At 49.3% G+C, this 13,533-nt stretch carries 15 protein-coding genes; 9 read left to right on the top strand and 6 right to left on the bottom strand.

The window, feature by feature from the left end:
- Positions 1 to 41: 41 nt before the first annotated feature.
- Positions 42 to 1,880 (bottom strand): bifunctional lysophospholipid acyltransferase family protein/GNAT family N-acetyltransferase, encoded by a 1,839-nt coding sequence (locus SYK_RS16335; protein ID WP_281761336.1) that lies wholly within the window; start codon positions 1,878 to 1,880, stop codon positions 42 to 44.
- 641 nt (positions 1,881 to 2,521) lie between these two features.
- Between SYK_RS16335 and groES the strand changes: the two genes are divergently transcribed.
- The 3 genes from groES to SYK_RS16320 all read left to right on the top strand — a co-directional run bounded on the left by groES (position 2,522) and on the right by SYK_RS16320 (position 5,464).
- Positions 2,522 to 2,809 carry a co-chaperone GroES gene (gene groES, locus SYK_RS16330; protein WP_281761335.1) on the top strand — a complete coding sequence of 96 codons (288 nt, stop codon included), beginning with the start codon at positions 2,522 to 2,524 and terminating at the stop codon, positions 2,807 to 2,809.
- Between the two features lie 53 nt (positions 2,810 to 2,862).
- Positions 2,863 to 4,527 (top strand): chaperonin GroEL, encoded by a 1,665-nt coding sequence (gene groL, locus SYK_RS16325; protein WP_281761334.1) that lies wholly within the window; start codon positions 2,863 to 2,865, stop codon positions 4,525 to 4,527.
- A 286-nt stretch (positions 4,528 to 4,813) separates the two neighbouring features.
- Positions 4,814 to 5,464 (top strand): hypothetical protein, encoded by a 651-nt coding sequence (locus tag SYK_RS16320; RefSeq protein ID WP_281761333.1) that lies wholly within the window; start codon positions 4,814 to 4,816, stop codon positions 5,462 to 5,464.
- Positions 5,465 to 5,751: 287 nt separating this feature from the next.
- Here SYK_RS16320 and SYK_RS16315 read toward each other — a convergent pair whose 3' ends face one another.
- Together SYK_RS16315 and SYK_RS16310 are read right to left on the bottom strand one after the other, a co-directional pair.
- Positions 5,752 to 6,129: a PH domain-containing protein gene (locus SYK_RS16315; protein ID WP_281761332.1), complete on the bottom strand. Its 378-nt coding sequence runs from the start codon at positions 6,127 to 6,129 to the stop codon at positions 5,752 to 5,754.
- A gap of 64 nt (positions 6,130 to 6,193) precedes the next feature.
- On the bottom strand, positions 6,194 to 6,514 hold the full coding sequence (locus SYK_RS16310) for a hypothetical protein (protein ID WP_281761331.1): 321 nt from the start codon (positions 6,512 to 6,514) through the stop codon (positions 6,194 to 6,196).
- Positions 6,515 to 6,721: 207 nt separating this feature from the next.
- On the opposite strand from SYK_RS16310, the gene SYK_RS16305 reads away from it, so the two are divergent.
- Positions 6,722 to 7,294 (top strand): DUF2975 domain-containing protein, encoded by a 573-nt coding sequence (locus tag SYK_RS16305; protein WP_281761330.1) that lies wholly within the window; start codon positions 6,722 to 6,724, stop codon positions 7,292 to 7,294.
- Positions 7,295 to 7,302: 8 nt separating this feature from the next.
- On the top strand, positions 7,303 to 7,527 hold the full coding sequence (locus SYK_RS16300) for a helix-turn-helix domain-containing protein (protein WP_281761329.1): 225 nt from the start codon (positions 7,303 to 7,305) through the stop codon (positions 7,525 to 7,527).
- Positions 7,528 to 7,676: 149 nt separating this feature from the next.
- Here the strand turns inward: SYK_RS16300 and SYK_RS16295 are convergent, their stop codons facing one another.
- Positions 7,677 to 8,600 (bottom strand): LysR family transcriptional regulator, encoded by a 924-nt coding sequence (locus SYK_RS16295; RefSeq protein WP_281761328.1) that lies wholly within the window; start codon positions 8,598 to 8,600, stop codon positions 7,677 to 7,679.
- A 95-nt stretch (positions 8,601 to 8,695) separates the two neighbouring features.
- Here SYK_RS16295 and SYK_RS16290 point away from each other — a divergent pair, with 95 nt between their 5' ends.
- Positions 8,696 to 9,172, top strand: a complete 477-nt coding sequence (locus SYK_RS16290) for an NHL repeat-containing protein (protein ID WP_281761327.1) — start codon at positions 8,696 to 8,698, stop codon at positions 9,170 to 9,172.
- On the opposite strand, the gene SYK_RS16285 is transcribed toward SYK_RS16290, so the two are convergent.
- Positions 9,173 to 10,045: a hypothetical protein gene (locus SYK_RS16285; RefSeq protein ID WP_281761326.1), complete on the bottom strand. Its 873-nt coding sequence runs from the start codon at positions 10,043 to 10,045 to the stop codon at positions 9,173 to 9,175.
- Between the two features lie 205 nt (positions 10,046 to 10,250).
- On the opposite strand from SYK_RS16285, the gene SYK_RS16280 reads away from it, so the two are divergent.
- From SYK_RS16280 to SYK_RS16270, 3 genes are all read left to right on the top strand, one after another.
- Positions 10,251 to 11,489 carry a M48 family metallopeptidase gene (locus tag SYK_RS16280; RefSeq protein WP_281761325.1) on the top strand — a complete coding sequence of 413 codons (1,239 nt, stop codon included), beginning with the start codon at positions 10,251 to 10,253 and terminating at the stop codon, positions 11,487 to 11,489.
- 68 nt (positions 11,490 to 11,557) lie between these two features.
- Positions 11,558 to 12,049, top strand: coding sequence for a Crp/Fnr family transcriptional regulator (locus SYK_RS16275; protein ID WP_281761324.1), 492 nt, complete (start codon positions 11,558 to 11,560; stop codon positions 12,047 to 12,049).
- Positions 12,050 to 12,066: 17 nt separating this feature from the next.
- Positions 12,067 to 12,564, top strand: a complete 498-nt coding sequence (locus SYK_RS16270) for a cyclic nucleotide-binding domain-containing protein (protein WP_281761323.1) — start codon at positions 12,067 to 12,069, stop codon at positions 12,562 to 12,564.
- Between the two features lie 23 nt (positions 12,565 to 12,587).
- Here the strand turns inward: SYK_RS16270 and SYK_RS16265 are convergent, their stop codons facing one another.
- The gene (locus tag SYK_RS16265) at positions 12,588 to 13,430 is read right to left on the bottom strand and encodes a DUF2971 domain-containing protein (RefSeq protein WP_281761322.1); all 843 of its coding nucleotides are present in this window, start codon (positions 13,428 to 13,430) and stop codon (positions 12,588 to 12,590) included.
- Positions 13,431 to 13,533 lie beyond the last annotated feature (103 nt).

Raw genomic sequence — 13,533 nt, 5'->3', positions numbered from 1 at the left:
CGGTTCTCCGCCCGATGCCAACCGCGAATTATTCTCCGTGGTCAGGCCGCCGCATTGGTGTCTCGAAGAGGCAAAACGCCCGCGCCCGCATTGGCTGCCAGAAATTGCTGTACACCCTCTTTCCCCATGAATCGGCCCAGCACTTTGGGGTCGGATTTCATGAGGTCCACCAGAATCAACCCGTCCAGACAGTCGCCGAAATCTGGGTCAACATTGAAGCCGATAATCTTCCCGCCCAGCTTGAGGTATTGCTTGAGCAAAACCGGAATGGATCGTCCGTCTTCCACATCACGCACGCAATCCGCAACGTCGGCTGGATCGTCGAACATGTTATCCGGCAAGGTGAAATCCACTTTCTTGAGTTTCCTGACCTTGGGTGGCCGCTTGGGTAACGCCATTTGCGCCAGTTCTGGCAGGGATGAGTGACGCTCCATAAACCCCATGATCAACTCACGGGACACGCCGGAGTATTCACTGGATATGGACACACAGCCGAACAGTCGGGTGTACTTCGGATTCCGCACAACAAACTCGGCAACGCCCTTCCACAACAGCAGCAACGGCTGGTAGCTTTTCTGATATTTCGGCGTGATGAATGACCGGCCCATTTCAAGGGCGGGACCAAGCTCGTGCAAAAAGCTCTCTCGGTATTTAAACAGGGTTGAGGTATACAGCCCTTTGCCGCCCTGCTGTTTGAGAATCTCATCAGTCAGGCCGAATCGATACGCACCGGCAACTTCTCGATCAGTGCGATTCCACAACACGAGATGACGGTATGTATCGTCAAACTCGTCGATATCCATGGCCCTGCCCGTGCCCTCGCCCACCTGACGAAACGTCTCTTCGCGCCGGATACCAATCTCGCGGAGAATCCGGGGAATCTGTTCGGCGTTGGCATGGAACACCACAAATTCCGTGTTCTCTATCAAGATATTCTCGTCCGGCAGACTGGCGACCTCACTGGCTAAAATATGCTTGCCCCGCGAATTGGCGATGGGGTCCAACTTCCGGCTGGCTTCACGCGGCTTAAAATTGAAACGCGGTTTCTTATCCTTGCGCAACAAGTAGGTGCGGAACCGTAGGTAATCCACCAACTCCTGATCACTATCGAACTCGCGCATCTTCTCGCTGGCAATGGTCGAGCCAAGCCCCATACGGATGACATCCTTCGAGGCATGACGCAGGTTCTCATGCGGCAAAAGCATGGTTCGCAAACGAGGATGGATCAAACCAAGCGTCTGAAACAGTCCGGAATTGCGGCCATCAAAAAAGACCGGTAGCGCGTTAGCTCCGGTCTTGCGAATAATCCTGCCGATCATGGGACTCCATTTTGGATCGGCCACCATCCCTTTCTTGACCTTAAGACTCGACACTTCTCCCGCCGGAAAAACCACGAGCATACCGCCGCCCTTGAGCCAACGCATACACGCCTTGAGTCCGGCTATATTCTTCTTGGTGGAGCCGAGGTTCCCGAACGGATCAACCTCGATAATCAAGTCGTCCATCTCGGGAATCATTCCGAGCATAAAATTCGCCATAATCTTAATGTCCGACCGAACCTCACGCAAAACCCGGACGAGCAGCAGTCCCTCCAGTACGCCAAATGGATGGTTACACACCGCGACCAGCGGCCCGGTCTTTGGCACACGGCCTACAGGTTGGCCGTCCACGGAGAACTTCACGCCGAGCATATCCAATGTCTGCTCCACAAACGAAGCATCGCCGCCCTTTTCCTGAAGCGTCGAATACATAGAATTAAGCGTATCAAGCCGAAGCACCTTGGCAAGCGGCTTCTTGAGTATGGAAAACAAGGTGTGACGAACAGGGTCGGCAAAAGGCGAATCAAGATTGAAAATCGGACCGGCTATGCGATCTTCCATTCATTCCTCCTAGGGTGATTGGTTGCCGAACCCTATGATGAATCCCTGCCGAATTCGCGCCGCCTTCATGACAAAACACCACACTTTGGTGACGCTCTTTCGACTGTTCTGTGACAGCAATCTCATCCAAAAGGAAAACCCCGGACACCGACATATCCGGGGTCAAAGTATCTTCTATTTATCAATTCTCTCTCACTGGAGCGAACCTACAAGGTCACACCGTACCGACCAATGTTTGCACGGAATGGGGAGGGCACATGCTCAATGCTCATAATCAATGGCGTGAAGCACCGGCTCCGTGTCGTGGTCCTTATGAAATAATGCCAAATAACCGGAACGATCTGCACTCGACATATTGACGACCTCCGTTTGCGGTACATCAAATATTATGCAATCAACGGGCTTCAATTAGCAGTAACTATTATTATTTATAATATTTTTATAAAATCAGTAGGTTAACCGACATATCTCAAATAATGGGATATAAACCTGTTTTTCACTCTCTACGGACTGGATTTTTTTTGCCTATCCAGCTTGACACTCTGAACGCGGTGTTTATCTTTCACGCAGCATAATGGGCCGTCTGGTAGCACATGCCGACCCACAAAAAATCAAATTATTCCCTTTGGAGGTAATAAAGGATGGAACTGAAACCGCTGAACGACCGCGTCTTGGTCAAGCGTCTGGAAATGGAAGAGAAAACCGCGGGTGGCATCTACATCCCGGATTCTGCCAAGGAAAAGCCCATGAAGGGTGAAATCGTCGCTGCCGGTCCCGGTAAGCCGAACGACGCTGGCGACCGCGTTGCCCTGACCGTTAAGGTCGGCGATTCCGTGCTGTTTGCCAAATACGCCGGAATGGAAATCAACATCGAAGGCGTGGAACATCTGGTCATGCGTGAGGAAGACATCCTCGCTATCGTCGACTAGTCGTTACATTCACCGAATTCATACACAAACATTTCTTCTAAGGAGTATACACCATGGCGAAAGAAATACTTTTCGATGCCAAGGCCCGTGAAAAACTGAAAGCGGGTGTTGACAAACTGGCTGACGCAGTCAAAGTCACCCTCGGACCCAAGGGCCGTAACGTTGTGATGGAGAAGTCCTTCGGCTCCCCCGTCATCACCAAGGACGGCGTGTCCGTTGCCAAGGAAATCGAGCTGGAAGACAAGTTCGAGAACATGGGCGCACAGATGGTCAAGGAAGTTGCCTCCAAGACTTCCGACGTTGCCGGTGACGGCACCACCACTGCTACCGTTCTGGCACAGGCTATCTTCACCGAAGGTGTGAAGCTCGTTGCCGCCGGTCGCTCCCCCATGTCCATCAAGCGCGGTATCGACAAAGCTGTCGAAGCCATCGTCGCTGATCTGGAAAAAGTCGCCAAGCCGACTCGTGACCAGAAAGAAATCGCTCAGGTTGGCACCATCTCCGCCAACAATGATGCTACCATCGGTAACATCATCGCCGAAGCCATGAACAAGGTCGGCAAAGAAGGCGTTATTACCGTAGAAGAAGCCAAAGGTCTGGACACCACCCTCGACGTCGTCGAAGGTATGCAGTTCGATCGCGGCTACCTCTCCCCCTACTTCGTCACCAACACCGAACGCATGACCTGCGAAATGGAAGAGCCCCTCATTCTCATCAACGAGAAGAAGATCTCCAACATGAAGGAACTCCTGCCCGTACTCGAACAGTGCGCCAAGATGTCCAAGCCGCTCATGATCATCGCTGAAGACATCGAAGGCGAAGCTCTGGCTACCCTCGTGGTCAACAAGCTGCGTGGCACCCTGAACGTCGTCGCCATCAAAGCCCCCGGCTTCGGTGAACGTCGCAAGGCCATGCTCAAAGATATCGCTACCCTCACCGGTGGCCAGGTCGTTTCCGAGGATCTCGGCATCAAGATCGAAAACCTCACCGTTAACGACCTCGGTTCCTGCAAGCGCGTTGTCATCGACAAAGAAAACACCGTCATCGTTGACGGCGCTGGCAAAGCCGAAGAAATCAAGTCCCGTATCTCCCAGATCCGCGCTGAAATCGCTGACTCCTCCTCCGACTACGATCGCGAAAAGCTCCAGGAGCGCCTCGCCAAGATCGTCGGTGGTGTCGCAGTCATCAACGTCGGCGCCGCTACAGAGACCGAGATGAAAGAAAAGAAAGCCCGCGTCGAAGACGCACTGAACGCCACTCGCGCTGCCGTCGAAGAAGGCATCGTCCCCGGCGGCGGTGTTGTCCTCGCTCGTTCCGGCGCCGCTGCCCTCAAAGTCAAGGCAGCTGACGACGACGAACAGGCCGGTATCAACATCATCTGCCGCGCTGTCGAAGAACCCCTTCGCCAGATCGCTGCTAATGCTGGTCTCGAAGGCTCCATCGTCGTCGAGAAGATCAAAGAAGGCAAAGGTGGCATGGGCTACAACGCCGCTACCGACAAATACGAAGACCTCATCAAGGCCGGTGTCATCGATCCTAAAAAGGTCACCCGCACCGCTCTCCAGAACGCCGCGTCCGTCGCTGGTCTGCTGCTCACCACTGAGTGCGCTATCGCAGACAAGCCCGAACCCGCTGGCGCTGGCGGAATGCCCGCCGGTATGCCCGGTGGAATGGGCGGCGGAATGCCCGGAATGGGCGGCATGGGCGGCATGTACTAAACTAGTACGTACGCATAGCCAATTAAATAACCCGGCCCGCGATTCTCATCGCGGGCCGGGTTTTTCTTTTTTGGAATGCCTCCGGCGGCTGGGGGAAGGGGAAGAGGGGAACCCTTTGGAAAGGGCTTCCCCTCTTCCCCTTCCCCCAGACCCCCATCCCTTTCTCCCTTCCTAAACTTTTTGTGTGCTCTTCGCGCAAGAGGTGGGAATAATATTTAAATAGTTGTAAAATCAAACGAATAAGAATATTATATAATATTCTTTGTTACTCAACCAAACACTTATCATGAAGCATATCTACATCTTTACCATCTGTGTATTGGCTAGCCTAATCCCGGCCTCCTCTATTGCTAGCGACTATAATCAATATTGCTCTAAATATTATAATAAATACAGAGACATTAGGTACTGGGCAAAAGTCAATATCTCTGTCTCTGACTTTTATTATAATTCTGGTGCCATAAAATCACTAAAACTAGGGTCTAAATCATCTGTTGGCGTGTATCATGTAGCTGACAACTTAAAGAAATATTACTTTCATGAATTCGAACGACTTATAAAAAAGGATTTACCCTATCATGACACTACAAAAGGGTACAACAAACGTTTTAATAAAATCTATTCCAAATACAAAAATGATAAGAATTTTTTCGACAAACTAGATGCATATGAAATAGCATGGCGTGAATCAAAATTCGGAACAAATCCAGCTGCCTTATACTGCAGTATAAAGATATCCCGAACCGAATTTCCGATCTTATTACTAATACAAACAAATATTGTTACAAACGACACTTTAACGAATTACTGGACAGAAGCTGAAGAAGACCTTGAATACAGCGATCCAGAATTCGTTAACGACACTATAAAAAAAATCCTTACTAAACAGTTAACTTCTTGGCAGAGAAAATTAAAACAAATGAATTCTTGCCCATAAACAAACAACCACGCCGCCATCCCTCCCCCTCGCGCTTTTCTAACTTAACAGGCGGCGTTGGCAACCGCTTGCGAGAAACGGGGAATCCTCAGCCAGAGAGCGTCGAAAGACGCGACCAGCTGGGGATTCCCCGTTTCTCGCAAGCATTCCATGGCCCGGCCTCTGCACCCCCTTACCCTTCGCCGCTAGGCGACATGGGATTCCTAAGGCCCTCGGCCTTAGGCGGGTGCAGGGCAGCGCCCTGCTCTCTCCGAAGGAGACCGCCGGTAGGCATCCCCTCCAGAAAACTATTTCAAAATCTTGTTAGCCAGTAATTTCTGAATACCGACTACGTCGCTGCCTTTTTTGAGTTCTTTTTTGATGGGATCGTGCCGCCCGGAAACCCAGAGGGTGAGTTCTGATTCGAGATCGAAATGCCCAGCGGACTCGACACTGAAGGTTGAGATTGAGCGATAGGGGATGGAGAGATAATCGACTTTTTTGCCTGTGAGTCCTTGCTTGTCGATAAGAATCAGACGACCGGAGGTGAAGATATACATATCACGCACGACTTTGAAGGCGCGCTCGACGTGCTCGTTGTTGCCGAGAATAGGGGAAAATTCCTGCTCGATTTCCTCAACACTTACTTCCGTTGCATTCCCCATCAATCCATCTAAAAATCCCATTTTCAGTCCTTTTCAAAAAGTTAATTGCGCTTTGGGCGCATGATGAACAATAATTTTTGATGCCTTATTTCCTTTTACGCCGTCCACGTTCGTATTCCTTGAACGCCTTTTGAACGGCTTCCATCTCCTCATTCAACGTATCCGCTCGGCGGGACCGCCAATACATGGCGCCAACAAAGACAGCTACGTATACGCCACCGAGAATCCACACCGGCACCATGATAATGGGAACCAGCATCCCGAGAAAAATGAGCACCATCAAGGAAACGGCGAAGGCAGGAAGAATATTCCTGTGATTCAACCAATGCTTGTTAAAAAAACGAATGCGCTCTTCGGCATCCTTGATATCGGCCTCGGCCCTTTCCCGCTTATTCATTTCTTCCATGTGGTGTTATCCTCTTCACTTATGCATTACTTACAATGTAACGGCCAACTCCCACAACGGTCAAACACATCTCTCATCTTCCTGCAAATTCCCTACGCACACCGAGAAGTGCAAATATAAAAAACGTCCTTTTTCAGCAAAAATTTATTGATAAACGATAATAAATCATCGCAAAAAGGACTCATCACGACAACACAGGAGTCTGTTATGAACGAACGTATTCAGAAATTTGCCAAATTTTTCCGCGCGATATTCCTTGTTGCCCTTATTGCAAGCCCGCTGATTGTGGGAAGCATCTGGCTTACTGGCGGCGAAATAATGCTCATGGATGATGATAGCCCTTCAATGGCCATTGAATTCCTGACTGAGGATTTGGGCATAGATGAAGCTCAGGCCCCGGCTTACCCGCTGGCGTGGAGCACACGTATTCTTGGACTGGGTGTTGATATGCTCCCGACGGCCATAGGCATGCTTTCCTTGTGGTGGCTGGTTCAACTGTTCAGTTGCTTTGCTGCGGGTGAAATATTCACGCGAAACACGGTCATGTATATTCGTCGCACGGGTTGGACCATGCTGATTGGAGTCTGCGTCGGACCGATACATGAGGCTTTGCTGACCCTTGTTTTGACCATCAACAACCCACCGGGAGAACGTATGATATCCATATCATTGGACTCGGCCAACTTTGAAGAAGTGGTTATAGCCGGTGTCATCATACTGGTGAGTTGGATCATGGAAGAGGGCCGTAAACTCCGCGAAGTGAACGAGCTGACGGTTTAGGGGGCGCTATGGGTATCATCATTGACCTTGATGTCATGCTGGCGAGACGCAAAACCAGCTCAAAAGAACTGGCGGAAGCCGTGGGTATCACTCCTCAAAACCTTTCTATCCTGAAGACAGGCAAGGCAAAGGCTATCCGCTTCACCACACTGGATGCCATCTGCAAACATTTGGACTGCCAACCCGGCGATATATTGCGGTATGAAACCGACGAATTAACTGAATCGGAATAAAAAGGAACCACCCTTTCCTCCACCCCTCCCAGACGGATAAAAAACTCCCCTAAACAACCTCGCCGAAGGCGACCCAAAAAGTTTAGGAGAGTCCAGAGAACCCTTTTCAAAGGGTTCTCTGGTCCCGCTGAAAGCGACCGCCAGTAGGCCTAAGTATTACAGCCGTTCGCGACATCATCGACTTCACGACAAAATTCACTGAGCACCTCAAGAAAGCATTTGAGCGTCGGGGACTTGTCGCCCTTGCGCCAAACAAGCTTGAGAGGGGTGTTGTGTACTTCGCCTTGAAAATCAAAAGGAATCATACGAACGCAATCAGGGAGCGCGGCACACATACGCTCGGGTACAAAACCAATGCCCATACCTGCGGCAATGAGGGAAAGCTTTGTCTGGTGTGTCTTGGCTTCCTGCACAACACGGGGCTGAACGCCATACTTGTAATAGCGACCAATAGCGCGATCATAGGCTTCCGGATAATGCTGCCGCGAGAACATGATAAACGGTTCCTTGTCGATGTCCGGATAGCCCGCATGGCCCTGGGCAACGAGCGGGTGCTCATGATGCACTGCAAGGAAATAGCGATCCGCCATAAACGTTTTGGCTTCGAGATTGTAATGGTTGGCATAGCAATGATGCGACAGCCCGACATCGAGATCACCTGCGCGTAGGGCGTTGTTCTGATCAGAAGACTGCATCTCGCGGATATCTAACATGATGCCGGGATATTTCTTTCGAAAAGCGGTCACTCCTTTGAAAAAATCAGTATGCAAGCCGGAACTGAGAAACCCGACCCGCAACTTACCGATAAGGCCCTCGGCCATCATGTGCATTTTCTCGATACCGCCATCAAGCGTACACAGGGTATCACGCGCCACGGCAAGAAACATACTGCCCTCGTCCGTGAGCGACACCTTCCGGCTGGTTCGTTCCAACAAGATGACACCGAGTTCTTCTTCGAGTCGCTTGATCTGCTGGGAAAGCGGCGGTTGCGCGATATGGCACCGCTCGGCGGCCCGCCCAAAATGCAGTTCCTCTGCCACGGCAATAAAATATTTGAGCTGTCTAAGTTCCATCATCAAGAGGTACAACATATCAATCAAGGTGTAAATATGTATTGGACATATTGATGCCTCGCTCCTAGTTTCTGAGCATACCTAGGAGACTCTCAATGCAGAAAACAATGAATCGCCGACTGTGTGTTTTAGGGTTAACCGGCCTGCTTATCATGCTTGCAGGAATCACCGTAGCATATGCGCAACCGGTCAAAAAAACGACAGATTTTGCCTGCCCGAACCGAGCCAAACCAGTGGGGTTGGTCATGGACAACCGGTCAAACGTGTACACCGCATGCGGCCAGACAGGTCAGATATTTTGCCTGCCTTCAGGAGGCGAACCCATCATGTATGCTCAGGTGGAGGACACCCCAACGGTGTTGGCCGTAGACAGCAAACAAACACTGTATGTAGGCACAGCATCAGGACGAGTCCTTGCAGTGACACGGAATGGGAGTGTTCGTGAGGCTTACCGCTGCGATGGGCGAATTATTGGATTGAGCGTGGACCGTGACGGCGGATTGGTCATTGGCATGGGCAATGGCTCAGTCATCACTGTCGAACGGAAAGAACTAACAGATAGCAGGAAGTAATTAAAAGCTCAGGTCGTGGGTCTTTTTGACAGGTTTGCCTTTGCCTGGTGCTTTTTTCGTCGCACTGAAAATCTTTGGCTCTGCCCTCTTCATGAGCTTTTCGGCCGCGGTGTTGAGTGGGTTGCGATCTAATGCCGCCTTGGCATTGTTGAAGACTTCGCCCCACTCGCGCCGGGCGAAATGAAGCTTGGCCATCCGCAGGTACAACCCTTCGCTCGGACCGAGCCACCGCATGGCATCCTTGATGGCAGCCATGGCTTTTCCCGTTTCATGCATCCCCTCATAACTCAGGATAAGTGCATTGTGGGCACGGGCGTCATTGTTCTGGGTTTCAAGAGCTTTTTGCAAATATGGCACGGCCTCGGAAAACATGCCGAAGGTGGTCATCCGATTACCAATGTCCGAATTAATCCCTTCAATATCCTGAAAATATTCTGAAATTTTAGAATAAAGCTTCCGAGCTTCGAGCGGACTGCCCGCCTTGACGAGATTGGCGGCCTTGATCAGATTGTCATCCAATACGCCCAATCGTTTCCGCATCTTGGCGACACGAGCCTTTTCCATGGCCTCACCCAGCTTTTTGTGCAGCCGCATGAGAGTCTGATAAAAGGCCTTTTCCTTGCCCTTTTCACACTTGAGCCCCTTGGGAAAAAGCTTGCGTATCATCTTCATCTTATTGAGATCGCGCAGAGCTTCATCCAGATGGGCATGAATCTCAAATTTTTCGGCACCGAAAACCTGACTGGTTACCAGCCCTTTGATAGCACCGGCCAAACAACTGAGCGTCCGCAGATAATCACTCTTTTTGGCATAAGCGCGAGCACGGGCTATGTTTTCCCGAATTTCTTTGGCAGTCATCTTCACACGTGGCATGAACTTCGATTCCTACGTCAAATATGTTGAGATTCTTACGTAAAGTACATCAGCCTATAGATTTTATCAAGAGCACATGAAAACGTTCCAGCTTTCCCAACATGCTCTGCCCTTTTTCCTGCACAGCAGTTGACGCACAACACTCGGTCGGGCTAGCGTACTCGACCATCCAATCAAGTGAAATTACCCCATTCAGGAGCCTGATTTGAACATATACTTCGCGGTCATTATCACTTCTCTCATCATATCATGGCTGCTCGGCGTCACCTCTGATTTTCTGAATGCACGGGCCATGAGACCTGCCCCACCGCGAGAATTTCGCGATGTCTTTGATACAGACACGTATCGCCAGTCACAGGAGTATACACGAGCTTCCATGAAGTTCTCCTCCCTGACCGATTCATTCAACACCGCAGTCATTCTTATTGTCATCCTCTTCGGCGGGTTCAATCTGCTGGACCAGATAATCCGCTCGCTCGGCTTGTCCACGCTCTCTACCGGCCTGATATATATCGGAGCACTCGGACTCATCAGCGGGACCATGAGCCTGCCGTTTGAAGCCTATCATACATTTGTGCTGGAAAAAAAATTCGGCTTCAACACCACATCCTTGACGACTTTCGTCACTGATCGCATCAAAGGATTATTTCTTACAGGCCTGATCGGCGGCATACTGGTTGCTGCTATCCTACTCTTCTTGAGGGAGGCCGGAGGATACGCTTGGCTATATTGTTGGGGATTTGCCGTGGCAGTCTCATTAGGCTTGACGTATGTGGCCCCCACCTGGATTCTACCGATATTCAACAAATTCACTCCACTTGAAAAAGGTGAACTGCGTTTAGCTCTTGAAACATACGCCGATTCAGCAGGCTTTGAACTCTCAGGCATCTTCGTCATGGACGGCTCCAAACGATCCACCAAAAGCAACGCATTTTTTACAGGATTCGGCAAGCGTCGCCGCATCGCACTGTTTGACACGCTCATCAAGGAAATGACCGTGGACGAAATCGTGGCCGTACTCGCGCATGAGGTCGGACACGCCAAACTCGGACATATCAAGAAACGGATGTTCACCGGCATTCTCAAAACCGGGGCCATCTTCTATCTCATGTCCCTGTTTCTCGACTCCCGTCCATTATTTGATGCCTTTGGCATGGAGCAGACGTCCATCTACGCGGGACTGGTCTTTTTCGTTCTCCTTTACACACCGTTGTCACTGATCCTGTCTGTAATTTCCAACCGCATATCCCGTACGCATGAATATGAAGCAGATGCCTTTGCCGCCACGACCACAGAGTACCCTGACAGCATGATCTCGGCCTTGAAAAAACTCTCGGCCAGTAATCTGTCCAATCTGACTCCGCATCCACTAACGGTCTGGCTCGGGTACAGCCACCCCCCGGTCCTCGACCGCATCAGGGCACTAAAATCGCACCGCAAATAATATTCGATTTCTTCCTGCCATTATGGCAATATTCGGGATAGTTGATACCCCTAACCCGGTGAGTTGTTATGCGCGAAGTACCCTTTGATCCAGATAATGACGACATCATGGAACGACTGAAAAGTGTTCCGGTCTTTGACAACCTCCCTGAAAGTCATATCCGCGAAGCCATGCGTGCGGCCTCCATCCGCCGTTATGAGGCCAATGAAACCATCATTCAAGAAGGGGAATTTGATAATCAGGTTTTCTTCCTCATCTTCGGGTGTCTCTCAATTTCCGTGCAAGGCACCGAAGTCGGTCAATTGAAACGACTAGGCGATGTATTCGGTGAAATGGGGATTATCGATGGCAGCCCAAGGTCAGCCACCATCACCACGAAAAAAACCTCACTGGTCATAAGCATGGACGACACGGCCATTGGCTCATTGGGGGATACCAGCAAGATTTTCACACAAGCCGTCATGTACCGGGTATTCGCCGAAGTACTTGCGGTCCGTTTGCGGGCTGCAAATCAGAAAATTGCAGATATGCAGACAGAGTTAAAAGCATCGAAAGAATAATCTGGCAGGAGGCGCATATGAAAGAAATCCCCTTTGACCCGAACGACAGGGAGACAGTGGTAAGGCTACGACAAATGCCGGTATTCGGAGCCATAACCGAAGACCGTTTGCCCAATGTCCTTGGGATGACGACACTACGCCGCTATGAAAAAGATGAAACCATCATCCGAGAAGGGGATACGGATCAAACAGTTTATTTCCTCATAATGGGCAGTTGCACCGTTGTCATTGAAGGAGTGAAGGTCAATTCAATCAATAAAATCGGCGACATTTTTGGCGAAATGGGCATCATTGACCAAAAACCTCGGTCTGCCACTGTCAGAGCTGAAAAACCCGTACTTTGTCTCGTGCTGGACAGCAATTTCATGGAACGTCTGGAGGGCGTGGACAAATTGTTGGCGGAAGCACTCTTTTACCGCATATTTTCCGAGATGCTATCCGCCCGCGTCCGGGACGCCAATGCCCGCATATTGGAATTAGAAGACAAATTGGAAGAATGTTCCATGAATCAATAAAAAACTTAGAGCATCACTATCATTTATAGGCTCTCAAAATCTAATTTATAGCAAGTATCATTCTTTACACACTGAAAAAGATCCACATGGTTGTAACGGCTCTTCACAAGCTGAAGAATCCGATTTTTACTCTCCTCAGAAACCCGACATCCAAAATAAATTTCTTTAAGCTCTGCAGGTTGAAAACCATAATACACATAGCTATCGTCGTCACTCATATGGACAACAACCCTCCATTCCTTTTCATAACTCCAGTCCATACTTTTGGATGTAATAAAACGATCTAAAACAATTTCTTCAATCGGCTGGGAACTCAAACCGACAAGGGAGCTCGCCATTTCCTCTGCGGAAACAGTAGGATAGCCACTACAATAACGAACTTTCTGCGCGGCACTCCATGCAGAATCATATTTTTCATCTATTATAAAATTAAACACGACCCCTTTATGATTGTCAGCATAATGAGACCACATCAAAAGGTTGTCTTTTTTCTCCGCTAAACAAAGTACCTTCGTATTTTTAATACTTTCTTTTAATTTATCATTTAATTCTCTCCAAACATCATTATCTTTTATCTTACTAAAACAAGAAGCCATGTTATCTAACAAACCTTCCGCCAATATGGTCTGCCTATTCAGCCACAATATATACAATCTTTCAGAATCCTCATTCGAACTTGCAAATTTTGGTGGTGTGTCAGTTTTTAGAAGATTTTGAATGAATGCAAACAAAACCCTTTGCAAGTCATCTGCTGAATAATTGGGGTTTATTGTAGCCTGACCGTCAAATGGATCATTAAAGACCAATGGGCAAGAATATTGAAGCGTTCCATTTTTTAATATGGTTTCACAAGTTGAAGCTGTCACATATTTATAAAAAAAAGACCTGCGATCTTTAAATAGGGCACACATTTTTTACAATACCACCTAAAAAGACACTATGCTCTTACAAATCATAAAAGAAGAAGTA

The sequence above is a fragment of the Pseudodesulfovibrio nedwellii genome, assembly GCF_027923765.1.
GTDB classification, from domain to species: Bacteria; Desulfobacterota; Desulfovibrionia; order Desulfovibrionales; family Desulfovibrionaceae; genus Pseudodesulfovibrio; species Pseudodesulfovibrio nedwellii.
This window is presented reverse-complemented; position numbering and strand designations above follow the sequence as displayed.

Excerpts from the sequence above, each read along its gene's own strand:
- SYK_RS16335 (WP_281761336.1), bottom strand. The coding sequence starts at position 1,880 with ATGGAAGATCGCATAGCCGGTCCGATTTTCAATCTTGATTCGCCTTTT.
- groES (WP_281761335.1), top strand. The coding sequence starts at position 2,522 with ATGGAACTGAAACCGCTGAACGACCGCGTCTTGGTCAAGCGTCTGGAA.
- groL (WP_281761334.1), top strand. The coding sequence starts at position 2,863 with ATGGCGAAAGAAATACTTTTCGATGCCAAGGCCCGTGAAAAACTGAAA.
- SYK_RS16320 (WP_281761333.1), top strand. The coding sequence starts at position 4,814 with ATGAAGCATATCTACATCTTTACCATCTGTGTATTGGCTAGCCTAATC.
- SYK_RS16315 (WP_281761332.1), bottom strand. The coding sequence starts at position 6,129 with ATGGGATTTTTAGATGGATTGATGGGGAATGCAACGGAAGTAAGTGTT.
- SYK_RS16310 (WP_281761331.1), bottom strand. The coding sequence starts at position 6,514 with ATGGAAGAAATGAATAAGCGGGAAAGGGCCGAGGCCGATATCAAGGAT.
- SYK_RS16305 (WP_281761330.1), top strand. The coding sequence starts at position 6,722 with ATGAACGAACGTATTCAGAAATTTGCCAAATTTTTCCGCGCGATATTC.
- SYK_RS16300 (WP_281761329.1), top strand. The coding sequence starts at position 7,303 with ATGGGTATCATCATTGACCTTGATGTCATGCTGGCGAGACGCAAAACC.
- SYK_RS16295 (WP_281761328.1), bottom strand. The coding sequence starts at position 8,600 with ATGGAACTTAGACAGCTCAAATATTTTATTGCCGTGGCAGAGGAACTG.
- SYK_RS16290 (WP_281761327.1), top strand. The coding sequence starts at position 8,696 with ATGCAGAAAACAATGAATCGCCGACTGTGTGTTTTAGGGTTAACCGGC.
- SYK_RS16285 (WP_281761326.1), bottom strand. The coding sequence starts at position 10,045 with ATGCCACGTGTGAAGATGACTGCCAAAGAAATTCGGGAAAACATAGCC.
- SYK_RS16275 (WP_281761324.1), top strand. The coding sequence starts at position 11,558 with ATGCGCGAAGTACCCTTTGATCCAGATAATGACGACATCATGGAACGA.
- SYK_RS16270 (WP_281761323.1), top strand. The coding sequence starts at position 12,067 with ATGAAAGAAATCCCCTTTGACCCGAACGACAGGGAGACAGTGGTAAGG.